The organism is Pseudosporangium ferrugineum (assembly GCF_003002065.1).
GTDB lineage: Bacteria > Actinomycetota > Actinomycetes > Mycobacteriales > Micromonosporaceae > Actinoplanes > Actinoplanes ferrugineus_A.
The window spans coordinates 377787-400525 of record NZ_PVZG01000004.1 but is presented as its reverse complement, the minus strand read 5'-3'; the positions used below and the strand labels follow the sequence as shown (position 1 = coordinate 400525).

At 73.7% G+C, this 22739-nt stretch carries 20 protein-coding genes; 9 read left to right on the top strand and 11 right to left on the bottom strand.

Translation table 11 applies throughout. From position 1 onward, the window contains the following. Position 1: 1 nt before the first annotated feature. From CLV70_RS11475 to CLV70_RS11465, 3 genes are read right to left on the bottom strand one after another with little or no spacing between them, the layout of a single operon-like run. Complete coding sequence (locus CLV70_RS11475) at positions 2–802, bottom strand: amidohydrolase family protein (protein ID WP_106126398.1); 801 nt, start codon at positions 800–802, stop codon at positions 2–4. Continuing rightward, complete coding sequence (locus CLV70_RS11470) at positions 799–2112, bottom strand: MSMEG_0569 family flavin-dependent oxidoreductase (protein ID WP_106126397.1); 1314 nt, start codon at positions 2110–2112, stop codon at positions 799–801. The genes CLV70_RS11475 and CLV70_RS11470 overlap by 4 nt, the downstream gene beginning before the upstream one ends. Next, the gene (locus CLV70_RS11465; RefSeq protein WP_106126532.1) at positions 2109–2387 is read right to left on the bottom strand and encodes an MSMEG_0570 family nitrogen starvation response protein; all 279 of its coding nucleotides are present in this window, start codon (positions 2385–2387) and stop codon (positions 2109–2111) included. The genes CLV70_RS11470 and CLV70_RS11465 overlap by 4 nt, the downstream gene beginning before the upstream one ends. 170 nt (positions 2388–2557) lie before the next feature. On the opposite strand from CLV70_RS11465, the gene CLV70_RS11460 reads away from it, so the two are divergent. Then, positions 2558–3220 (top strand): DUF6461 domain-containing protein, encoded by a 663-nt coding sequence (locus tag CLV70_RS11460; RefSeq protein ID WP_106126396.1) that lies wholly within the window; start codon positions 2558–2560, stop codon positions 3218–3220. A gap of 59 nt (positions 3221–3279) precedes the next feature. Here the strand turns inward: CLV70_RS11460 and CLV70_RS11455 are convergent, their stop codons facing one another. Then, a complete protein-coding gene (locus tag CLV70_RS11455) occupies positions 3280–4254 on the bottom strand; it encodes a helix-turn-helix transcriptional regulator (protein ID WP_106126395.1) in 975 nt (324 codons plus the stop codon). 101 nt (positions 4255–4355) lie between these two features. On the opposite strand from CLV70_RS11455, the gene CLV70_RS11450 reads away from it, so the two are divergent. After that, positions 4356–4754: a VOC family protein gene (locus CLV70_RS11450; RefSeq protein WP_106126394.1), complete on the top strand. Its 399-nt coding sequence runs from the start codon at positions 4356–4358 to the stop codon at positions 4752–4754. Between the two features lie 60 nt (positions 4755–4814). On the opposite strand, the gene CLV70_RS11445 is transcribed toward CLV70_RS11450, so the two are convergent. Next, entirely contained in the window at positions 4815–5228 is a 414-nt protein-coding gene (locus CLV70_RS11445) for a tautomerase family protein (RefSeq protein ID WP_106126393.1), read from the bottom strand. A 98-nt stretch (positions 5229–5326) separates the two neighbouring features. On the opposite strand from CLV70_RS11445, the gene CLV70_RS11440 reads away from it, so the two are divergent. Further along, a complete protein-coding gene (locus CLV70_RS11440) occupies positions 5327–6229 on the top strand; it encodes a LysR family transcriptional regulator (RefSeq protein WP_211303732.1) in 903 nt (300 codons plus the stop codon). Here the strand turns inward: CLV70_RS11440 and CLV70_RS11435 are convergent. Together CLV70_RS11435 and CLV70_RS11430 are read right to left on the bottom strand one after the other, a co-directional pair. Next, positions 6209–7510, bottom strand: a complete 1302-nt coding sequence (locus tag CLV70_RS11435) for a sensor histidine kinase (protein WP_106126391.1) — start codon at positions 7508–7510, stop codon at positions 6209–6211. The genes CLV70_RS11440 and CLV70_RS11435 overlap by 21 nt on opposite strands. Then, complete coding sequence (locus tag CLV70_RS11430; RefSeq protein WP_106126390.1) at positions 7507–8196, bottom strand: response regulator transcription factor; 690 nt, start codon at positions 8194–8196, stop codon at positions 7507–7509. Before CLV70_RS11430 ends, CLV70_RS11435 begins: the two co-directional genes overlap by 4 nt. Before the next feature lie 126 nt (positions 8197–8322). Here CLV70_RS11430 and CLV70_RS11425 point away from each other — a divergent pair, with 126 nt between their 5' ends. The 3 genes from CLV70_RS11425 (at position 8323) to CLV70_RS11415 (ending at position 10587) form a co-directional block, all read left to right on the top strand. Continuing rightward, entirely contained in the window at positions 8323–8799 is a 477-nt protein-coding gene (locus CLV70_RS11425; RefSeq protein ID WP_106126389.1) for a hypothetical protein, read from the top strand. A 327-nt stretch (positions 8800–9126) separates the two neighbouring features. Further along, positions 9127–10200: a ferric reductase-like transmembrane domain-containing protein gene (locus tag CLV70_RS11420; RefSeq protein WP_342750363.1), complete on the top strand. Its 1074-nt coding sequence runs from the start codon at positions 9127–9129 to the stop codon at positions 10198–10200. A gap of 18 nt (positions 10201–10218) precedes the next feature. Continuing rightward, positions 10219–10587: an FMN-binding protein gene (locus tag CLV70_RS11415; RefSeq protein WP_106126388.1), complete on the top strand. Its 369-nt coding sequence runs from the start codon at positions 10219–10221 to the stop codon at positions 10585–10587. A 57-nt stretch (positions 10588–10644) separates the two neighbouring features. On the opposite strand, the gene CLV70_RS11410 is transcribed toward CLV70_RS11415, so the two are convergent. Both CLV70_RS11410 and CLV70_RS11405 read right to left on the bottom strand, forming a co-directional pair. After that, entirely contained in the window at positions 10645–11094 is a 450-nt protein-coding gene (locus tag CLV70_RS11410; protein ID WP_106126387.1) for a hypothetical protein, read from the bottom strand. Between the two features lie 60 nt (positions 11095–11154). Then, the gene (locus CLV70_RS11405; RefSeq protein WP_106126386.1) at positions 11155–12075 is read right to left on the bottom strand and encodes a hypothetical protein; all 921 of its coding nucleotides are present in this window, start codon (positions 12073–12075) and stop codon (positions 11155–11157) included. A gap of 185 nt (positions 12076–12260) precedes the next feature. Here CLV70_RS11405 and CLV70_RS11400 point away from each other — a divergent pair, with 185 nt between their 5' ends. Next, entirely contained in the window at positions 12261–15935 is a 3675-nt protein-coding gene (locus CLV70_RS11400; protein WP_106126385.1) for an nSTAND1 domain-containing NTPase, read from the top strand. Positions 15936–15943: 8 nt separating this feature from the next. Here CLV70_RS11400 and CLV70_RS11395 read toward each other — a convergent pair whose 3' ends face one another. Beyond that, complete coding sequence (locus CLV70_RS11395) at positions 15944–18115, bottom strand: MMPL family transporter (RefSeq protein WP_106126384.1); 2172 nt, start codon at positions 18113–18115, stop codon at positions 15944–15946. A gap of 180 nt (positions 18116–18295) precedes the next feature. On the opposite strand from CLV70_RS11395, the gene CLV70_RS11390 reads away from it, so the two are divergent. Then, positions 18296–19498, top strand: a complete 1203-nt coding sequence (locus tag CLV70_RS11390) for a sensor histidine kinase (RefSeq protein WP_106126383.1) — start codon at positions 18296–18298, stop codon at positions 19496–19498. On the opposite strand, the gene CLV70_RS11385 is transcribed toward CLV70_RS11390, so the two are convergent. Further along, positions 19464–20147 (bottom strand): response regulator, encoded by a 684-nt coding sequence (locus CLV70_RS11385; RefSeq protein WP_106126382.1) that lies wholly within the window; start codon positions 20145–20147, stop codon positions 19464–19466. The two genes, CLV70_RS11390 and CLV70_RS11385, sit on opposite strands and share 35 nt — an antisense overlap. Positions 20148–20347: 200 nt before the next feature. On the opposite strand from CLV70_RS11385, the gene CLV70_RS11380 reads away from it, so the two are divergent. Then, positions 20348–22717 carry an alpha/beta hydrolase gene (locus CLV70_RS11380; protein WP_146164030.1) on the top strand — a complete coding sequence of 790 codons (2370 nt, stop codon included), beginning with the start codon at positions 20348–20350 and terminating at the stop codon, positions 22715–22717. The last annotated feature ends 22 nt before the right edge of the window (positions 22718–22739 follow it).

The window sequence follows — 22739 nt, the reverse complement described above, 5'->3', positions numbered from 1 at the left end:
ATCAGCGGTAGAGCTTGGCGAAATTGGCGTGGAAGACGTGCTCGGCGAGCTCGGAGCCGGCGGCGACCGCCCGCAGCCGGGCGTGTTCCCCGGCGTGGTCGCCCCACGGCTCGTCGCTGGCGAACAGGACCCGGTCGTGGCCGATGCCCCGCCGGTCGATCTCGGTGGCGAGCCAGCGCGGTGCGAACCCGATGGCCCAGGACAGGTCGGTGTAGACCTGCTTCCCGGCGGTGATCCAGTCGAAGAACCGGCCGCCGATCAGCTTGATGTGCGCGCTCATCCCGCCGCCGAAGTGCACGAGGTGCACCCGTACGTCGTCGCCGTAGCGGTCGACGAGCGTGCCGACCCGGTCGATGTCGGAGGCGGCGCCGGGGGAGGTGTGCACGTGGACGGTCAGGTCGTGCTCCCGGGCGGCGGCGAACACGGCGTCCAGGCCGGGGTCCTCGGTGCCGCCGCCGAGCAGGAAACTGAGCTTCAGCGCGCGTACCCCGGGCTCTGCGGCCAGTCGCAGCGCCCGCGCCGTACGCTCGGCGTCCTCGGCCCTGGCCGAGACCCACAGCCCGGCCCGGATGCGGTCGTCGCGCTGCGACGCCTCGACGACGAGCTCGTTGAAGCCGAACGCCACGTCCGGATCGGGTACGCCGTAGTTGGGCAGGACCAGCGCGCGTTCGGTGCCCTCGGCGTCGAGGTCGGCGATGAGCTCGTCGATGGTGGCGCGGGCGGTGGTGTCCGGGTGGACCGGCGGACCGCCGTAGAACGGGTACGCGGGCAGGACGCCGAGGTGGCGGTGGGCGTCGTTCATGCGGCGGCCCGGCCGGTGACCCAGTCCAGCGCCGGGAAGGTCTCGGTGGCGGTGCCGGCCAGCCAGCTCACGTCCTCGGTGACCCGCGACCGGCGCGCGGCGGTGATCGTGGCGGCGAGGTGCCGCGCGTCGCGGGCGATGCCGGCGAACCGCCCCGAACCCCAGGTCCACTGCCAGGGCAGCCCGAGGAAGTACAGGCCGGGACAGCTCGTCACGCCGCGCTCGTGGGTCGGGTATCCGCGCCCGTCGAAGACCGGGACCTGGATCCAGCGGTGGTCCCGGTGGAAGCCGGTGGCCCAGACGACGGCGGTGATGTCGCCGGTCCGCAGGGTCGTCTCGCCCCGCGCCGGACGCCAGACCGGCACGTAGCGCTCCTCGTGCGGCGCGTCGAGGCCGTTCGCGTCGATCCAGCGGTCGATGGCGTCCTTGATGCCGTCGGCGACCGCGTCCGCGTGGTCCAGGTTGGCCGCCAGATCGCCGGCGAAGGCGATGACCCCGTCGTCGATCCCGCGGAGTCGCCCGTGCAGCCGCATCCCCTGCGTGGCGAAGGCCCGCAGATCGATGTCGCGGCCACCGTCGCGGCCGGTCATGTAGTGGTTGGCGCGCAGCCGCACCTCGTCCGCGTCGCCGAACTCGTCGACGCCCTTCGTGTAGTGGCCCATCGCGTCGAGCCAGGCCAGCGTGTCGCGGCCCCGGTACCGGCGGGCCGCGCGGGGTGCGCTGCCCACCGCGAGGTGCACCCGGCGGCCGGCCAGGTGCAGATCCTCGGCGATCTGCGCGCCGGACTGGCCGGTGCCGACGACGAGCACGTCGCCGGCGGGCAACTGCTCCGGGCGCCGGTAGTGCGACGAGTGCAGCTGGGTGATCGCGGACGGCAGCCGCTCGGCGAGCCGCGGCACCGCCGGCTCGTGGTAGGGCCCGGTCGCGATCACCACCTGGTCGGCGGTGCAGGATCCGGCCGTCGTCTCCAGGGCGAAAACCCCGTCGAGGGTACGGCGGAGCCGGGTGACCGTGACCCCCTCGCGCAGGGGCGGGGCGAACGAGGAGGCGTACTTCTCGAGGTGCTCGACGACCTCGGCGCCCGACATGAACCCGTCCGGATCGTCGCCCGCGTACGGAAAACCGGGAAGGTCGACCTGCCAGTTCGGTGTGACCAGGCAGAACGTGTCCCACCGCCGGTCCCGCCACTCGTGGCCGACCCGGTCGCGCTCGAGGACGACATGCTCGACGCCGAGCGCGCCCAGGTGCCAGCTCATCGACAACCCGGCCTGGCCGCCGCCGACGACCACGACCGCATGGTGCGCCGTCATGCCTCGATCCCCTCCACGGTCACGGCGCCGGCGGGGTACCGCGCGGCGTGCTGCTCGACGAGGGCGAGGGACCGGGCCGCGTTCGAGCAGGGAAATCCATAGGCGGCCCGCACCCGCTCACTCGCGATCGTCAGAGCCTTCCGGCATTGCTCCACGAATTGCTCGACCGCGTATTCCTGCCCCGCGGAGAAGAAGTCCTCGACCACGGTGGAAGGCGAGTAGATCCTCTGCGAGGGCCCGTCGGGCCAGCGCACCAGCACATACCGCTCCGGCATCGGTGACGCCTCCTTGCCCAGGTCAAGCGCTTGTCGCGAGGCCCAGTCAAGGAACCGCATGTTGCCGCGCGGTTTCATCCGGAACAACGCGCCGTGAGAAACTCCTCACCGCCGCGCAAGATGTCGCCGGCATTTCTCAAGCGTTTCCGCCGAGGCGATAACCTCGGGACGTGGACACCGACTGGGCATGGGCAACCGAGAGTCGCCGTCCCGGCTTCTGCCTCACCTTCGTCCGTGACCGGGATCCCGCCACCGTGGCCGGCCTGCTCGGCGGAGGGCCCCCGGCGACCATGACGGCCGTCGAGGCCGGCGAGGCGTTCCCCATCTCGCTGCGCGGTTCCTTGTTGCGTTGCGGCAGCGTCGCGCCGTGGGCCTACTGCTACGAGGACCGCGCCCCGGTGGCGTTCCGGGCCTCGCTTCGTCAGCGGCTGTCGGAGGGTACGGAACTGGTGCAGGTCGTCAAGAGTGCTGACGGCATGCGCATCGTGCGCAGGATGGTGAACGGCCGGCAGACCGAACAGTTCGAGCCGCGGCGAGGGGCGGACAACCGTGGCGCCGGGCCCGCCGTCCTGTTGCCGCGGATCGAGCGCCTCCTGGTCGCGTTCCCGGAGATGAGCGTGCTGGTGGCGGCATTGCGGACGGTGGGTCGTCATGTCGGAGCCGTACTGACTCCCGGCATCCTCGACGGCCCGTTGATGACCGCGTTCAGCACCGAGACCGCGACCGCTCCTCCCACCCCGGTCACGGGGCGCCCGGCCGGTCTCGGCCGGCGCCTGGGCAGCTTCAGCCTCAGCGGGCAACCGCTCGGCGATCGGCCGCCCTGGATCGGCTGACGCCTGCTGCTACGGCCGGGTGCTGGCGTCGGCCGCCCTGGATCGGCTGACGCCCGCCGCTACGGCCGGGTGCGGGCCGAGGCCGCCAGGCGGTCGGCGAGGGCGAGGACGCGGTCGCGCAGTTCGTCCGGGCGCTCGATGACGAACGGCAGGTCGAGCGCGGCGAGCACCGTGGGGAGCCAGTCGAGGCTCTCCGCCCGGATCTCGACGTGCTGCCAGCCCTCGTCCGTACCGTCGCTCAGCTCGGCGACGCTGGCCGGCAGCCGCTGGCGGATCTGCTCGAGCGTCCCCCGGATCCGCAGTGTCACCTCGTGCCGGTACGGCGCCCGCGCCATCGAGGTGAGGAGGCGCTCCGCGGGACCGGGCCCGGTGGGCGGCTCGAACGAGCCGGGCAGCGTCCTCGCGTCGGCGATGCGGTCGAGCCGGAAGGTGCGCTCCTCGCCGGCCTCCGGGTCGGCGCCGGTGACGTACCACCGGTTCGCGTGGTTCACCAGGCCGTCCGGGTGCAGCGTGCGGACACTGGCACGGCCGGCGCCCGAGGTGTATCTGATCGAGATCGGCCGGTGGTGGCGGACCGCGTCGGCGACGGTGAGCAGGACCTCGGTCCGCGGCGCGGGGACGTCGCCGGGCCCGGCGGTGAAGGCGAGGGAGTCGAGCACCGCGTCCAGCCGCTCCGCGAGCCGCGGCGGCAGCACGCGACGGATCTTCGCGGCGGCCGTCTCGCTCGCCGTCGCCGTACCCGTCGTCGCGGCCGGCCCGGCGCGCCGGCCGGTGACCAGGCCGAGGAGTACGGCCAGGGCTTCGTCGTCGCCGAGCATGAGCGGCGGCAGGCGATAGCCGGCCGCCAGCCGATATCCGCCGTAGCGTCCGCGCACCGACTCGACCGGTACGCCCAGGTCGATCAGGTGCCCCACGTAGCGCCGCACCGTGCGCGGATCGACCTCGAGCCGGTCGGCGAGCTCGGTCATCGTCCGGACGCCCCCGGACTGCAGAAGCTCCAGCAGCGTGAGCACCCCGGCCGTCGGTCCCGCCATGGTGCGAACTCTATCGAGAATACTGGACCGAAGCAGTCCGGTATTCGTTCTAGCGTCGAGGTCGACAGGGCACCACGGGAGACCACGAACACGGAGCAATCATGGATTTCGTCTCGATCCGCGTCATCACCGGCGACGTCAACCGCCTCGTCGGCTTCTACGAGAGGGTCACGGGGGTGCAGGCGGTCTGGGGCAACGAGGACTTCGCCGAGCTGCGCACCGCCCACGGCACTCTGGCGATCGGCAGCACCCGCACGGTCCCGCTGTTCGCGCCCGGCTCGGCCCGCCCGGCGGAGAACCGCTCCGCGATCCTCGAGTTCCTGGTGGACGACGTGGACGCGCTCTACGAGAAGCTGAAGGGCGTCGTGGAGGACTTCGTGAACGTGCCCACGACGATGCCCTGGGGCAACCGGGCCCTGCTGTTCCGCGACCCCGACGGCAACCTGGTCAACTTCTTCACCCCGGTGACCCCCGCGGCGATCGAGAAATTCCGCCGCTGACCGCCCCCGCCGGATCGACGGCGGGGGCGCCAGGACCGCGCGACCGGGCGGCCCGGGTGGTCAGCCCGGCTGCGGGGCCATGCGGGAGTCGGTGCCGGAGATCGGGTCCACCGTGCGGCCCTGGGCCCACCAGTTCTCCGGCGCCGTCTCCACGATCGTCATGAACAGGTCGGTGCGGGGCAGGCCGGGATCGCGCTCCAGGTTGCCGGCGATCGCCTCGAAGAGGGCCTGCTTGGCGGCGGCCGGGCGGGCGTTGAAGGAGAGCGCGACGAGCACCGCGTCGTCGCTGCGGGGCACCCCGAAGAAGTTCCGGTCGTAGATCAGGTTCTCGGCCGTCTGCTCGTGCGTGAGCTGGAAGTAGTCGTCGTCGGGGATGCCGAGGACGTCGATCATCGCGCGCTGGATGCCGGTGGCGAGGGCGCGCCGGTAATGGGGGTCGGTGCCCTCGCGGAGGGCTACGTGGATCAGAGGCATGGATCGACCGTAGGCGCGGTCCGACCCATGCGAAAAGCGATGATCAGGCATGGCGGATATGCTGATCACTCATGGAGCTGTAAACCTCGTCGCTGCGGGTGCTGCGCGCCGTGGCGGAACGCGGCTCGTTCACCGCTGCCGCGGCCGAGCTCGACTACACGCAGTCGGCGGTGTCCCGCTCGATCGCGGCGCTCGAGCGGGCCGCCGGCGCCCGGCTGTTCGACCGCCGGCCCGACGGAGTCCGGCTGACCGACGCCGGACGCACCCTGCTGCGCCACGCGGCCACCGTGCTGGAGGCGGCCGAGGCGGCCGAACTCGCGCTGCGGGGACTGCCCGCTGAGGCCCGCGAGGTACGGATCGGCCTCATCCCGCTCGCCGGCGCGGCCGTGCTGCCCCGGGTGCTGGCGGCGCTGCGGCGTACCCATCCGCACGTCCATGTCAGCACCCGCGAGGGCAGCACCCCCGCCCTCACCCGTGCGCTCCGGGCGCAGACCCTGGACCTTGCGCTGCTCAGCGCGCGCCCGCCGTTCCGGGCGCCGGACGACGAGCAGCCGCCGCTGCCGGCGGAGCCGCTGGCGGAGGACGCGCTGCTGCTGGCGGTGCCGGAGCACAGCCCGCTGACCGGCTACGCCGCGGTGCCGGTCGACGCGCTGGCCGGGGAGGCGTGGATCGCCGGGCCGTCCGGATCGGCGGAACCGGGGCTGGGGGTGTGGCCGGGCCTGCCGGGACGCCCGCGCGTCGCGCACCACACGCGGGACTGGCTGAGCAAGCTCGCCCTGGTGCGGGCCGGCTGCGGCATCACCACGGTGTCGGCGCTGCTGGCCCCGGCGGTCCCGGCGGGCGTGCGCCTGCTCCGGGTGGCCGGCGACGGCGGGCAACGGCGCCGGCTTCTGCTGGCGCGCCCGCCCGCGCCGGCGCCGATCCACGTCCGCGAGGTGGCCCGCTGCGTGCGTACCCAGACGGCCCTGATGCTGGCGGCCTCACCCGCGACCGGCGGGTGACGGCCCGCCCAGCACCACCGTCACCCGGGCGCCGCCGGCGGGGGCCCCGCCGAACGTGAGGTCGCCGCCGGACGCCGCGGCCGCCTGCCGGGCGATGTCCAGGCCCAGGCCGGACGAGCCGGCGCCGCTGATTCCCCGGCGGGTGCCGTCGACCGGGCCGGGGCCGGGGCCGCTGTCCTCGACCACCAGCAGCGCACCGCCGCCGTCGCGGGCGGTCACCCGCACCGCGAACGGGGTGCCGTCCGGGGTGTGCGCGAACACGTTGCCGAGCAGCGCGTCGACGCAGGCGGCCAGCTCGGTGGCGCCGACCGCGACCGGCAGCGGGCCGGGCGCGACCGAGACCTCCATCGGGCGTCGCTGGTCCTCGGCGAGCACCGCCCAGAAGGCCGTCCGGGCGGTGACCACCGCGGCCGCGTCGGCCGGTCCGGCCATCGTCGCCGGGTGGCCCTCGCCGGGGCGGCGCATGTTCCCGATCACCCGGGTCAGGGCGTGGTCGAGCTCGGCGATCTGGTCCTCGATCCGGGCCGCACCGTCCCGGTCGGTCAGCGAGGCGGCCTCCAGCCGCAGCGCGGTCAGCGGGGTACGCAGCTGATGCGAGAGGTCCGCGGCCGACTCCCGTTCGGCGTCGAGCAGGTCGCGGATCCGGCCGGCCAGACGGTTGAGGGCCAGCCCGACCGCGGTGATCTCGGCGATGCCGGACGGCGCCACCCGCGCGTCGAGGTCACCGCCGCCGAGGCGGTGCGACAGCTGGGCGAGTTCGCGGATCGGGCGTACCAGGGAGGCGGCCAGCCGGTCCGCGACCACCACGCCGATGATCAGCAGCCCGAGGCCGGCGAGCGCCAGCAGCAGCGCGGCCCGCGACACGCCCCGGGTCAGCTCCTCGTCCGGCACGAAGGTACGGATGACCGCGGTGCCGGCGGGCAGCCCCTGCACCGCGACCACGATCTCCCGCCCGGACGGCTGGGCGACGGAGAAGCTCTCGCCCCGCGCGGCCAGCCGGACCGCCGGCGTGACGGTGGCGGGCGCGCCGACGACGGTGCCGTCCGGCAGGAAGACGGTGAGCGGGAACCGGGTGCCGGAGTTGGCCCGGTCCAGCCCGAGCCGCAGGGTGGCGGTGTCGCTGGTGGCGACCAGGACGCTCAGCGACTGCGCCTCCCCGACCGCCCGGCTCACCGCCCGGTCCGCGGTGGTACGCCCGACCAGCAGCGCCAGCGGCACCACGAACGACACCAGCACCAGGGCCATCGCGGCGGTCACCAGCACCGCGATCCGGCGCCTCACGGTGCCGCCAGCCGGATGCCGACCCGTCGTACGGTGTGCAGGTATCGCGGCTCCTGCGCGGTCTCCCCGAGCTTGCGGCGCAGCCACGACAGGTGCACGTCGACGGTCTTGTCGGCCCGGTGGTACGGCAGCCGCCACACCTCGGTGAGCAGCTCCCGCTTGCTGATCACCTCGCCGGCCCGCAGGGCGAGGAAGTACAGCAGGTCGAACTCCCGCGGGGACAGGTCGAGCGCGGTGCCGTCCAGGGTGGACTGCCGGGAGCGCGGGTCGATGCGCAGGCCGCCGACGGTCACCGCGGTGTCCCGGTCCGCCGCCTGCGGGCCGGTGCCGAGGCGGCGCAGCACCGCCCGGATGCGGGCGTCGATCTGGTCGGCGCCGTACGGTTTGACCACGTAGTCGTCGGCGCCGGCGTCGAGCGCCTGCACGATCTCGCTCTCCGAGCGGCGGGCGGTGACCACGATCACCGGCACCTGGCTGACCGCCCGCAGCATCCGGAGCATCTCGCGGCCGTCCGCGTCGGGCAGGCCGAGATCCAGCAGCAGCACATCGGGCTTCTCCGACATCGCGAGCCGCAACCCGTCCATCGCCGTCGCCGCCGACACGACCGCATGATTACGCTCCGTGAGAGCGCGCACCACCCCCGTGCGGATGGTGACGTCGTCCTCGACGATCAGGATCTTCGGCATAGCCCCACGTTAACCGCACCTTAGCAACCGATCGAAGATGCTTGAGCAGTGAAAAGTCATTGGAGCATAGGTGCCGGGGCGTGGCTCGCGGCGGCCGGACTGACCACCGCCCTCGGTGTAGCGGCGGTGAACACGCTGGGTGACGACATCGCCGGCTCGCCGGCGCAGCCGCTGACCGGGGCGGAGGTCTCCGACCGTCTGAGCGCCACCGGGACCGCGCCGCCGGCCGCATCCGCCCCGGCAACGCCCACCGCGACGACGCCCACCGCGACCGGGCCGGTCACGACGGCCCCAGTCGCGTCCAAGTCCGCACAGGTCACCAGGACCCGCGCGTTCGGCCGCGGCGGCAGCACCCTGATGGCGTCCTGCACCGGCGACCGGGCCACGCTGCTGAGCTGGAGCCCGGAACAGGGCTATGCGGCGAGCCCGATCGAGAAGGGCCCGGCGCGCAAGGCGTCGATCCGGTTCAGCCGCAGCGGCGGGGGCGGGGGCCGCGGCGGCGGACCGCCGGCGGTGCGGCTCGACATCACCTGCGTCGACGGCACGCCGGAGGAGAACGTGCAGGTGGAGGGCGGGTACCCGGAGGGCCGGTGGCACCGGTGACCGCGACGGCCGTGCCGCCGGCGGGCACCCGGGTGGCCGTGCCGCGGGCGGCGCCGCGGTGGTGGGGCGACGCGGCCGGCTTCGCGATCGGCGGGAGCCTGCTGGTGGTGGCGGCTCTGTGGGCGCGCAACGGGGGCGTACGGCAGGTGAGCGCGGGCGGCCCGCCGGTGGTGTTCGCGGTCGGGCGCCTGGCCGGCCTGCTGGCCTCCGATCTCCTGCTGGTGCAGGTGCTCCTGATGGCCCGGGTGCCGGTGCTCGAGCGGGCGTTCGGCACGGACCGGCTGGCCCGCTGGCACCGGTGGACCGGCGTCGCGTCGATCAGCCTTGATGCTGCTGCACATCCAGTGGATCGTGCTGGGGACCGGCGCGGTGGCGGGATCCGGGTTCGGCGCCACGCTGGTGCGGATCGTCGCCACCTATCCCGGGATGCTCATGGCCGCCGCGGGTTCGCTGGCGCTGGTCCTGGTGGCGGCCACGTCGGCGCGGGCGGCGCGGCGGCGGCTGCGCCACGAGACGTGGCACGTGCTGCACCTGTACGCGTACCTGGGGACCGGCCTGGCGCTGCCGCACCAGCTGTGGACCGGTGCCGACTTCGTCGGCTCGACGGCGGCCCGGACCTACTGGTGGTCGCTGTACGCGCTGGCCGCCGTCGCGGTGCTGACCTACCGGGTCGGCGTGCCGGTCGCGCGTAACCTGCGGCACCGGCTGACCGTGACCGTTGTGGTGACCGAGGCACCGGGGATCACCTCGGTGTATCTCACCGGCCGCCGGCTCGACCGGCTCCCCGCGCGGGCCGGCCAGTTCCTCCAGTGGCGGTTCCTGGACGGGCCCGGCTGGTCGCGGGCGCACCCGTTCTCGCTGTCCGCCGCGCCGCGCGCCGACCGGCTGCGCATCACGGTCCGGGAGGTCGGTGACGGCAGCGCCCGGATCGCCCGGCTGCGGCCCGGCACCCGGGCATTGGTCGAGGGGCCGTTCGGCCGGCTGACCGGCGAGACGTACGACGGCGGCCCGGTGCTCCTGATGGCCTGCGGCATCGGGATCACGCCGCTGCTCGCGCTGCTGGAGGAGCTGCCGTACGGGCCGGGCGAGGCCACTCTCGTGTACCGGGTGCGTACCGCCGGAGAGGCCGCGTTCGGCGCCGAGCTGGACCGGCTGGCCGAGGTCCGCGGCGTCCGCGTGGCCCGCCTGATCGGTCCCCGGGCCGAGCGCCCCTCGTGGCTGCCCGCCCCGCTCGCCGCCGGCGGGGACGACGCCGCCGAGCTGCGCCGGATCGCGCCGGAGGTGGCCCGGTCCCACGTGTACGTGTGCGGTCCGGAGGCCTGGGCTGCGCACGTACGCTCCGCCGCCCGCGCCGCCGGCACGCCCGCCGCGCGCGTGCACACCGAGCTCTTCCATCGCTGAGCAGGAAAGGACGAAGCCATGCGTCGTGCGGCTCTCTGGCTGCTGTGCACCGTCGCCGCCCTGGTGCTGGTGTTCAGCACGCGGATCAATCCGGGCGCCGCGGCGGGCGGCGCGCGTACCCATGCGGGCCGGGTGGTGCCGACCCCGCCCGGACCGGTCCAGGTCGTGGTCACGATCGACGACGGCCGGATCACCGGCGTCGCGGTGCCGGTGTTCCCGGACAGCAACGCGGTCAGCGAGCGGATCAGCGAGGCAGCGTTGCCGGTGCTGCAGCGGGCCACCCTGACGGCGCAGAGCGCCCGGGTGGACGCGGTGTCCGGCGCGACCGTGACCAGCGAGGGATATCGGCGGTCGCTGCAGTCGGCGCTCGACGCGGCGGCGCGATGAACAGCGGCGAGGCGCCGATCCCTCCCCGGATCGGCGCCTCGCGTCACTACCCGGGCGTCATCGCCCGCACTGCGTGGTGGTCCAGCGGAAGCCGGCGATCTCGTTGTTCGTGGACTTGTTCTTGCCGTCGGCGGGACCCCAGGTGAAGTAGTAGTTGGCGAGGTTGTCCCAGTAGTCCCCGGGGGCGATGCAGGCCCACGCGCCGCCGCCGTCAGGGTGGTAGTAGAGGTTGGCGTAGTTGCCCTGCGAGCTGTTGTTCTGCACCGACGAGGCCCTGTTGCGGAAGTTGCCGCAGTTGTCGCCCCAGTTGGTGTCCGAGTTGAACCATCGGCAGCTTGCCCCGCTCTTGTAGGGCAGGTCCCAGGCGTAGAAGTACCCGTCGCCGAGCAGCTGGGCGCCGGCCCGGGCCGGCGCGGCGGCCGGCTGGGCGTGCGCCGCGGTGGGAAGGCCGGCCAGCAGTGCGGCGGTGACCGCCGCGCCGGCCATGAGGTTCCGGATTGTCTTCATGCGATCCTCCAGTGTGGTGTTTCACCGTGGCGGTCGGCCACGGGGTCGTGGGTCCCCCGGTCAGCCGGCCAGAACGACGGCTCGGGCGCGGGGGAGGGCGTCGTGCCGCAGCCGCCGGCGGTCGGCGAGGTCGGCGGCGTACCGCGCCTCGACCTCCCGGGCGTACCGGCGGTCGAGGTCGGTCGCGGTGGCGGTCAGGCCCGTCCGGGCGGCGCAGGTGGCCTCGGTGACCGCCAGGGTGATCTCCCGGTCCCGCGGCATCGGGGGCCGCGCGGTGAGCGCTGCTTCGAGGGTGTGCGCCGGGGACTCGTACGGCCGGCCCGCGTCGCCCATGCACCGGCTCCACGCGGCGACCCCACGCCGGTAGCGGGGGTCCCGGTGCACGAGGTGGATGCGCAGGTCGGCCAGGTTGTCGGTGACCCGTTCGGCCCGGTACCAGGTGCGGAGGTCGCCGTAGAGCACGCGTTGCGCCTCCGAGGTGCAGCTGTCGGCGCTGCGCCGGGTCGTGACGCCGGACGGGAGGACGGCACTCAGGTCGCTGCCCGCGCCCGGAACGCCGTTGAGCGCGGACAGTGCGGCTGCCCGGGCCGGCGCCGGCATCCGGTCCAGGCGTCTCGCGTTGGGCTCCGCTCGTACGGTCCGGTCCTGCCTGCGGCGCAGGTCCGTGCCGTACCCGTGCTTCCGCGCCCAGGCGACGTCGCTCACGCCGTACGGAAAATCGCGGTTCTCCAGGATCGTGGTTCTGCTGACCACTGTGTACTCGAACCCGCGACGTCGCATGCAGTCGCGGATCAGGAGCTGCTCGGCGCGATCCAGCAGCGCCGACTCGCCGGGGGTGAGATCGCCCGCGACCGTCGAGGGCTGCTCCCGTCCCGTCGGGTCCGTCTCCGGGTCGTGGCAACCGGCGATCGCCAGTGCCGCGAGCACCGCGATCGCCACCGCCGGCCGGCGGGTCCCCCGTGGCGTGATCGTCACGTTCATCGCTCCCTCCGCGTCTGGCTCCGTTTCTAGCCGCGGGGGAGTTGTCTGGCCCCTGCTCGGAGCCGCCGGACAAACAACGCTGGACAACGCAGTGACAATGGACGATGGATGTCGCCGGAGCGACTGGGGGAGGCCGGGGGATGCCGAGACCCGAGCGACCGTTGGACGGGCAGGATGGCCCGGTCGTGCAACTGGCGGCTGAGCTGCGGCAGTTGCGGGAGAAGGCCGGCCGGCCGGGCTACCGGCAGATGGCGGCGCGGGCGAACTTCTCGGTGGCGACGTTGTCCGCGGCGGCGTCCGGCCGGCGGCTGCCCACGCTGGAGGTGACCCTCGCGTACGTCGCCGCGTGCGACGGCGATCGCGCGGAGTGGGAGCGGCGGTGGCGCGAGGCGGAGCGGCTGAGCGTGGCACCCGCCGGCGACCCGGCCGCCGCGGACGGCGCGCAGACCTCGCCGTACCTGGGGCTCACGACGTTCCAGCCCGAGGACGCGAAGCTGTTCTTCGGGCGGGACGCGCTGGTCGCCGAGCTGGTACGCCGCCTCGGCGAGCGACGGTTCCTGGCCGTGTTCGGCCCGTCCGGCGCGGGCAAGTCCTCGGTGGTCCGGGCGGGGCTGGTGCCGGCCGTCGGCGGCGCCTCGATGGTCCTCACCCCGGGGGTGCACCCGATGACGGAGCTCGCGGTGCACCTGGCGCGGCATGCCGGAGTGCCGGCCGGCGGGCTGCTGGACGAGTTGCGCGCCGACCCGGGCCGGGCGTCCCTGATGGTCCGTCAGGGCCTGTCCGGCACCCCGGGCGACGGCGATCTCCTGGTCGTGGTGGACCAGTTCGAGGAGGTCTTCGCGAGCTGCCCGGACCCGGCCGAGCGGGCCGGCTTCGTCGACGCCCTGCTGGCGATGTGCCGGGAGCCGGACTGCCGGGCCCGGGTGGTGCTGGCCGTACGGGCCGACCACTACGCCCGCTTCACCGAGCTTCCGCAGCTGCCGGCGGCGCTGACGGACGCGCAGGTGCTGATCGGCGGGATGAGCCCGGCGGAGCTGCGCGAGGCGGTCACCCGGCCGGCCGAGACCTGCGGTGCCCGGGTCGAGGGCGCCCTGGTGGCGACGATCGTCGCGGAGGTGGCAGACTCGCCGGGAGCCCTGCCGCTGGCCGCGCACGCGCTGCGGGAGGCGTGGCAGCGTCGCCAGGGTGCCATGGTCACGCTGGCCGGCTATCAGGCGGCCGGCGGGGTGGCGGGCGCGGTCGCCCACACCGCGGAACAGGTGTACGAGCGGCTCTCCGAGCGGGAGCGCGACGTCGCACGGCGGGTGCTGCTGCGGATGGTCGACGTCGGGCAGGACGGGCTGATCACCCGTCGCCGGTTGAGCCGGGCCGAGCTGGCCACGATCGAGCACGCCGCCGCGGTGGCAGGGGCGTTCGTGGACGCGCGGCTGGTCAGCACGGACCGCGACACCGTGGAGGTGGCGCACGAGGCGCTGATCCGGGGCTGGCCCCGGCTGCGGGGCTGGGTCGAGGAGAGCCGGGCCGGCCTGCGGCTGCACCGCCAGCTGACCGAGGCCGCCGCGGCCTGGGTGGCGCTCGGCCGCGACGAGGGCGCGCTGTACCGCGGGCTGCGGCTGTCGGCGACGGAGGAGGCGACGCGGGCGGAGCTCCTCGACCCCAGTGGCGTGGAACGGGAGTTCCTCGAGGTCAGCCGCGAAAGGGAGGCCGGGGAGAACCGGTCGCGCCAGCGACGCGTGCGGCTGGCCCTGATCGGCCTGGCCGCCGGGGTGACCGTGATGAGCCTCGTCGCGGCCCTCGCGTTCCGGGAGGCGAACCGCGCCAACGACGAGCGGGAACGGGCCCTGTCGCACCAGCTGGTGGCCAACGCCCGTGACCAGTCGCAGGTCGATCAGGAACTGGCCGTGCTGCTGGCCCGGGCGGCCTACGACACCAAGCCGACCGCCGAGGCCTCCGCCGTGCTGCGCCGGGCCGTTGCCGACTCGCGGATGCGGACCAGTCTCAGCTCGGGGCAGCAGCAGGTCTTCGGCGTGGCCTACAGCCCGGACGGCCGGCACGTGGCCAGCAGCGGCGCGGACGGCACGGTCCGGGTCTGGATGCTGACCGGCCCGGACACGGTCGCGCAGCCACCCCGCGTGCTGCGCGACCACGAGGGCTACGTCCGGATCCCGGCGTTCAGCGCGGACGGCCGCTACCTCGCGGGCAGCGGGGTCGACGGCATCGTGACCGTGTGGGACCTGAGCACCGGCGCGCCTCCGCTCGAGCTGCGCGGGCACGGCGGGGAGGTGTCGGCCGTCGCGTTCAGCCCGGACGGACGGCTCGTGGCGGGCGCCGGCAACGACGGCACCGTACGGATCTGGGACCGCCCGAGCGGGAACCCGCGACCTGTCCGGGCCCTGCCCCTCGCCGGAGGCCCGGCCCGGGCGGTGACCTTCAGCCCGGACGGGGTCCACCTCGCCGCCGCCGGCGGCGATGGCACGGTCGCCGTCTGGAAGCTGGGCGCGACCGCGCCGCCGGTGCTGCTGAAGGGGCACGAGGATACCGTCTGGAGCCTCGCCTACAGCCCGGACGGGCGACGGCTGGCCAGCGCGAGCGCCGACCAGACGATCCGGGTGTGGCCCACGACCGGTGGCGGGCCGCCGGCGGTCCTGCGCGCCGACGACGGCACGGTCGAGACCGTCGCCTTCAGCCCGGACGGCAGACGGCTGGCCAGCGGCCACAGCGGGAGCGACACCATCCGGGTGTGGGACGCGGCGCCCGGCGACGGCGAGGACCCGCTGCTGCTGCACGGTCACGACGGGCCGGTGTGGAGCGTCGACTTCAGCCCCGACGGCCGCCGGCTGCTCAGCGGCGGCGGCGACGGCACGCTGCGGATCTGGGATCCGGCGTACCCCGGCGATCCGCGGGTGCTCGACGGCCACCGCGGGCCCGCGTGGACCGTGGCGGTCAGCGCCGACGGCAACACCATCGCCAGCGGCGGCGCCGACCACACGGTCCGGGTGTGGCGCGGCCCGTCACCGGCCGGCCCGCTGGTGCTCAAGGGCCACGGCGACGAGGTTCTCTCGGTCGCGTTGACCGCCGACGGCGCCCGGGTGGCCAGCGCTTCGCGCGATGCGACCGTACGGGTCTGGGACACCCGGAGCGGCGCACCCGTCGCCGTCCTGCGCGGTCACCCGAAAACCGTCTGGAGCGTCGCCCTCAGCCCCGACGGGCGGCGCGTGGTCAGCGGCGGCGCCGACAACGCCGTACGGATCTGGGACGTCGGCGCCGCGGGCCCGCCCCTGATGCTCGAGGGGCACGAGGCCTCGATCCGGGGCGTCGCGTTCAGCCCGGACGGCCGGCAGGTCGCCAGCACGAGCCAGGACACCACGGTGCGGCTCTGGAACGCCGACGGCCGCGGCGACCCGGTCGTCCTGCGCGGCAATCCGGGCCTGGTCTGGACCGCCGCGTACGCCCCGGACGGCCGGTCGATCGCCACCGGCGGCGACGACGGCAACATCAGGATCTGGAGCACGACCGGAAGGGAGGCGCCCCGGATCCTCCGCGGGCACCGGGGACCGGTCTGGAGCGTGGCCTTCAGCCCCGACGGCCGGCAGATCGTCAGCGCCGGGCACGACAGCACCGAACGGGTCTGGGACACGGCCACCGGGGACGAGATCGTCTCGCTCCACGGCCACGGCACCTTCGTCGAGCAGTCCCTGTTCGGCCCCGGCGGAACCCTCGTCTCGGCCCACGGCGACGGCACCGTACGGGTGACCCGCTGCGCGGTCTGCGGCCCCATCGACCACGTCCTGGAGCTGGCCGACGCCCAGGTCACCCGCGCCCTCACCGCCGACGAACGCCGCCTCTACCTGCACGAATAGGCGGGCGGTCAGCTGCCGACTCCGGCACGGACCCGCGTGGCCGGGGCGGCGGGCCGGGCGAGCCGGGAGCCCTCCACGTCCACGTGCGGGAGGAGCCGGCCGAGCCACCCCGGCAGCCACCAGGCCGACCGGCCGAGCAGGGACAGCACCGCCGGGACGAGCGTCATCCGCACCAGGAACGCGTCGAAGGCCACGCCGAAGGCCAGGGCGAAGCCCAGGGACTTGATGACGGTGTCGGTGGAGAAGATGAAGCCGGCGAAGACGCTGATCATGATCAGGGCCGCGGCGGTGACGACCCGCGCGCTGTGCCGCATGCCGGAGACGATGGCGTCGTCCGGAGCGGCGCCCCGCACGAACTCCTCGCGGGCGCGGGTGACCAGGAAGACCTCGTAGTCCATGGCGAGGCCGAACAGGATGCCGACCAGAAAGATCGGGATGAAGCTGACGACCGGACCGGCGGACTCCAGGCCGATCGCGCCGGCGAGGTGACCCTGCTGGAAGACGAACACCAGGGCGCCGAACGAGGCGACCACCGACAGCAGGAACCCGAGCGCGGCCTTGATCGGCACCAGGATGCTGCGGAAGACCAGCATGAGCAGCACGAATGCCAGGCCGACCACGACGGCCAGGTACGGCAGCAGCGCGTCGGTGATCTTCTCGGACACGTCGATGTCGACGGCGGCCCGGCCGGTGACGGACAGCGCGGCACCGCCGTTGGCGGCGGTGAAGCCCGCCTGGTGTGCCCGGATGCGGTGCACGAGATCCTTGGTGTCCTCGCTGGTGGGGCCGCCTCGAGGGATGACGGTGAGGGTCGCCGTGTCGTTCGCCCGGTTGGCCGTCGCCGGGGTTGCGACGACGACGCCGTCGAGGCCGGAGATAATCCTCTGCGCCGCGTCACCGGCTGTCTTGGCGCTACCGGTGGGCGCCTCGACCAGGATGACCAGGGGGCCGTTGATGCCGGCGCCGAAGGCGGCGGCGAGCTGGTCGTAACCCTTGCGCTGGGTGGACGCGGCCGGCGCCGAACCGGCGTCCGGCAACGCGAGCTTCAGGCCGAGTGCGGGCAGGGCGGCGACCCCGGCCGCCGCGACGGCCAGGATCATCACCGGCACCCGGTGCCGGACGACGAGGCGGGCCCAGCGCTCGCCGAAAGGGGTCCGGGCGGTCGCCCGGCGGGCCTTGGGCCGGACCGTACGCCCGGCGAAGCCGATCAGGGCGGGCAGCAGCGACAGGCTGATCACCACGGCGATGGCTACCGTCCCGGCGGCGGCGATGCCCATGGCCGCGAGGAACGGGATGCCGACCACGGTCAGCGCGATCAGGGCGATGATGACGGTGAGCCCGGCGAAGACCACGGCGGAGCCGGCGGTGCCCACGGCCCGGCCCGCGGCCTCCTCGCCGTCGTGGCCGGCGGCGAGTTCGTCCCGGTAGCGGGACAGGATGAACAGGGCGTAGTCGATGCCGACGGCCAGGCCCAGCATCAGGGCCAGGGCCGAGGTGTTCGAGGTCAGTTCGAGGAAGCCGGTGGCGATCGAGATGCCGAGCACGCCGGCGGCGACCCCGAGGACCGCGGTCAGCACGGGCAGGCCGGCGGCCACCAGCGAGCCGAACGTGATCATCAGGATGACGGCGGCCACGAGCAGGCCGATTCCCTCGGCGCTGCTGCTGGACTCCTCCTCCTCGATGACGTCGCCGGAGAACTCGACGCCGAGCCCGGCCCGGCGCGCGGAGTCGCCGACGGCGAGCAGGGCGGCCCGGGACGCCTCGGTCACCTCGGTCTCCGGGACCCGGTACGACACGGAGGCGTACCCGGTCCGCCCGTCCGGCGCGATCTTCTTCGTGTCGTAGGGGTCGTCGACCTCGGTGACCTGCGGCGCCTTCCGCAGTTCGGCGACGGCGGCCCGCACCGCGGTGCGCCGCTCGGGGTCGGCCAGGGTGCCGGCGCCGGGGACGGTGAACACCACCTTCGCCTCGGCGGTGGCCGTACCGGTGCCGAACTTCTCCGCCACCACGTCCAGCGCTCGCCACGACTCGGTGCCGGGGATGGACAGGGCGTCGTTGGTCGGCCCGGACAGGCCGGCCGACCCGAAGGTGAGCGCGATGAGCAGGAGCATCCACAGACCCGCGGTCAACCGGCGGCGCCGGAACGAGAACCGCCCCAGTCGGTACAACAGGCTTGCCATGAACGTCCTCCGTCGGTCGTCATCCCCGGGAATGGGGAGCGGCTCTACGATCGCGGGCGGGCGGGAGCACGTCGTCCCGCCCGCGCAGGCAGCCCCGTACGGCGAACGCAGTATCTTCCCGGCGCGGGATACTGCGGGAACAGGTGGATGGGAGCGGCCCGGCGCTCTACCGTCGTCACGGTGTACGCGGCAATCACCCGGTGGAGAGCCCGGTACCTCGACCGTTACCGTGCTCCGCTGGCCGATGTGCTGCTGGCGCTGACCGGGGCGCTGTTCGTGCTGTACCAGGGCCCGACCGGGGTGGACGGGGGCACGATCACGCTGGCCGTGCTGTGCGCCGCGCTGATCCTGCTGCGCCGCCGCCGCCCGGTGCCGGTGCTGCTCGCCGCCACCGTCGTCTTCGTGATCGTCGTCGTGCTGGGCCGGCCGCCGGACGGGATGTTCATCGTCGCCGGCATCCTGACGTACGCCACCGCGCTGTACAGCGCCCGTCGCCGGCACTGGTTCTACGCCTTCGTCACGTGGAGCGCGTTGATGCTCGCCGGCTCGGTGGTGTACCGCACCGGCTGGTGGAACGCCGATCAGCTGACCGCCTTCACGATCATTTTCGGTGGTGCCGCGTGGGGCGACTCGGTGCGGATGCGCCGGGCGTACCTCGCCGAGGTGACCGACCGGGCCCGGCGGGCGGAGCAGACCCGCGAGGAGGAGGCCCGCCGCCGGGTGATGGACGAGCGGTTGCGCATCGCCCGGGAGCTCCACGACGTCGTCGCCCACCACATCGCGGTGATCAGCGTGCACGCCGGCGCCGCCGACCACGTCATGCGCGACGAGCCGCACCGGGTGTGGCCGGTGCTCGGGCACATCCGGGTCGCCGCCGGCACGGTCATGAAGGAGATCAAGTCGGTGGTCAGCGTGCTGCGTGATCCGGACGAGGCCGCGAGCACCGAACCGGCGCCGGGCATGGAACGCCTCGGGGAGCTGCTGGCCGAGCTGCGCGCCATCGGATTCCGGGTGCGGCACGAGCAGCACGGCGAACCCCGGACCCTGCCGGCGGTGGTGGACCTGGCCGCGTACCGGATCGCCCAGGAGGCGCTGACCAACGCGCACCGTTACGGCGACGGCAGCGCCACGTTCCGGCTCGAATACACCGCAGACACCGTACGCATCGACATCGTCAACCGGGTGACCGTCCCGGGCGGCCGGCACCGCGACGGGTCCGGTTTCGGGCTGATCGGCATGCGGGAGCGGGCCTCGGCCGCGCACGGCACGATCGTTGCCGGGCCCGTCGCCGGTGGGCTGTTCCGGGTGCACGCCGAGTTGCCCGTCGACGACCGGGCGATCAACCGGCTCAACGCGCGGGAGGCAGGGAATCACCCGGCCTGACCAGGTGGTGCTGGTAGGCGAACACCACCAGTTGCGCCCGGTCGCGCGCGTCCAGCTTCATCATGGTGCGGTTGATGTGCGTCTTGACGGTCAGCCGGGAGAGGTACAGCCGTTCGGCGATGGCTTCGTTGGACAGCCCGTGCGCGACCAGCAGCAGGATCTCCTTCTCCCGGTCCGTGACGAGCTCGAGCTCCGGCGGGTCCTGCCGGGTCGGCTGAATGTGCCCGATCAACCGGCTGACCAGGCCGCTCGTGGCCCGCGGCGACAGCAGGGCCTCTCCCGCGGCGACCACCCGGATGGCGTTGACCAGGTCGCCGGGAGCCACGTCCTTGCCCAGGAAGCCGCTCGCTCCGGCCTGCAGGGCGTAGATCACGTTGTCGTCGTCGTCGAACGTGGTGAGGATCAGCACCCGCACACCGGCGAGCCGCTCGTCGGCGCTGATCCGGCGGGTCGCCTCGATGCCGTCCACGTGCGGCATGCGGATGTCCATCAGCACGACGTCGACCCGGCCGCTGTGGCACAGCTCGACGGCCTCGGCGCCGTCGGCGGCCTCACCGACGACCTCCAGCCCGGGGTCCGCATCGATGATCATCCGGAACCCGGCGCGGATGAGCGCCTGGTCGTCGGCGAGAAGAACGCGGATGCTCACGTCACCCTCTTTCGGCAGCGGTCGGCACGATGCGACATCGACTGCTCACGGCCGCATGATCACGACGGTAACGCCGGGGGCGAATTCCATCGACCTGTTCCCGCGGTATCGGACCCCCGAAAAATACTGCGTTCGCAGTATTCGGGGCCCGCTGCGTGCCCGGGCGCAACCTTCCGCGCGGTGGACCCGTCGTGGAGGCCATGGCATTTTTATCCCACGTACGGACGGTGATCGCGATCGCCGCGGTGGCCGCGGTGTCCGTCATGACCGTGCCGGCCCAGGCGGGCGCCGCGAGGACCGCCGACCCGGGAATTCCCGGAAAGTACGCCACGGTCGAGGGCGAGTACGACCTTCCCGGTGCCGGCATCCCCGAGCTGGAGAAGCCGGTGGAGATGCGGGCGCTGGTGATCGCGCCGGCGGGTGTGACCACCGGGCGGCCGGTGGTGGTCTTCCTGCACGGCCGGCAGGACGCCTGTTATATCCCGGGCACGGACAACTACCAGGACGGCTGGCCATGCCCGGCCGGGTCCCAGCCGGTCCCCAGCTATCGCGGTTTCCGCTCGATGCAGCGGTTGCTGGCCTCGCAGGGTTTCCTGACCGTGTCGATCTCGGCGAACGGCGTGAACGCCCAGGACGGGCTCGACGACTACGGGGCGCAGGCCCGGTCCTCGCTGATCCGGCTGCATCTCGGGAAGTGGGCGGACTGGGCCGGCGCGGGCGCGGAGAAGGCGCCGGCCATCGTGCGGCAGGCGGCGCCGGCCGACCTGTCCCGGGTGATGCTGGCCGGCCACTCCCGCGGGGGCGAGGGCGCGAACCGGGCGGTGATGGACAGCCTCACGCCGCCGCCGTCGGAGGTCGACGGGTACCGGGGCCGGGTACGCTGGACGATCCGCGGGCTGGTGGGCATCGCGCCGACCAACAGCGGCCAGAATCCGGTGCCGGACGTGCCCTCGATGATGATGCTGGGCGGCTGCGACGGCGACGTGGGCCCCGAGGGCCAGATGTACGTCGATGCCACTCGCGGCGTGAGCACCGGCGCGGCGTTGCACAGCGCGCTCTACGTGATCGGCGCGAACCACAACTTCTACAACAGCGAATGGACACCGGGTCAGTCGGCCGCGCCGTCCGACGACGACTGGTGGCTCACCGACGACGAGGTCTGCGGACCGGGACGGCCGACCCGTCTGACCGCCGCGCAGCAGCAGAAGGCCGGCGCCACCTACCTGGCGGCCGCGGCGAGGGTGTTCCTGCTCGACGATGACGCGGTGCTGCCGCTGATCGACGGGACGGGCGTCTCCGCGCCGTCCGCCGGCCCGGCACGGGTCCTGAGTCACGCCATCGGGGCGGCCCGGCGACCGGTGATCATCCCCGGCCCGGACCTGAGTGTCGAGGGTGCCCGCCTGTGCGAACAGGTCACCGGGGACGTGAGCAGGGCCTGCCAGCCGCGCGGGGACGACGAGCCTCCGCGATCACCGCACTTCATGGGCTACAACTACATGGAGGCCGAGCCCGGCCGGTGGGCGGTGCAGTTGCAGGCGGGCAAGCCGGCCGTGCTGACCCCGCCGCAGGCCGCCGAGGCCGCCGGTGGGCTGGCGATGCGGTTGATCGTGCCGCCGAACACCACCGGCAACACGTTCGACGTCGCCGTCACCGACCGGTCCGGGCGACGCGTGGACCTCGGCGCGGTCAGCGTCGACGGGCTGCCCGGCACGAGGAACACGGCCAGCCAGTGGGCCCGCGAGGTGCGCGTGCCGCTGCGGGACGTGACCTCCGTCGCGAAGCTGGAGATCCGCCCCCGCGGGTCCGCCGGCGGATGGCTGCTCGACGCGTGGGCGTACCGCCCGGGTACGCCGGATCCGCAGATCCGGGCCCTGCCGCGCATCGACGTGGGCACCGCCCGGGTGAAGGAGGGCGACTCCGGCACCACCACCCTCGGCCTGCCGCTCACCGTGACCGGCACCGTCACGGACACCGCTCAGGTACGGGTGTTCATCGACAACACGACCTCCACGGTGCTGACGGTGAAGCCGGGCCAGCAACGGCTGACAGTGCCGTTCAGCGTGCCCGCGAACACCCGGTTCGGCGACAACACCCTCGTGCTGCTGCACGCCAAGGCGGTACGCGGGCTCATGGTCGGCAACTACTACCGCACTTCGACCATCGAGGACGACGACCCCGCGCCGGCGATCGAGGTCGAAGCCACCTCCCACGTCACCGAGGGCGCGCCGTTGCGCTGGGGCCTCCGGCTGTCCGAGCCGGCCGACACACCCCTCTGTCTGTACGGCCCGGTCGTGGCCGCCGGCGAGGGCGCCGAGCTGTCCACCACCGACCTGGATCCGCAATGGCTGGGCGAGTACGGGGTCACACCCGAACCATCACGTCCACTGTCGACGGTCGGCCTGGACACGTACCACTGCGTGGCGCCGGGTCAGGTCAGCGCCGCCGTGGAGATCCCCACGGTCACCGACGACGTCGCCGAGGGCCCGGAACGGATCCGGATCGACGGGGCGATCGACCTGCGTTCCCGTACCGTCCCCTACACCCTGATCGGTGAGGTCGCCGATCGGTGACGGGTGGCCGCCGGGTCTCCGG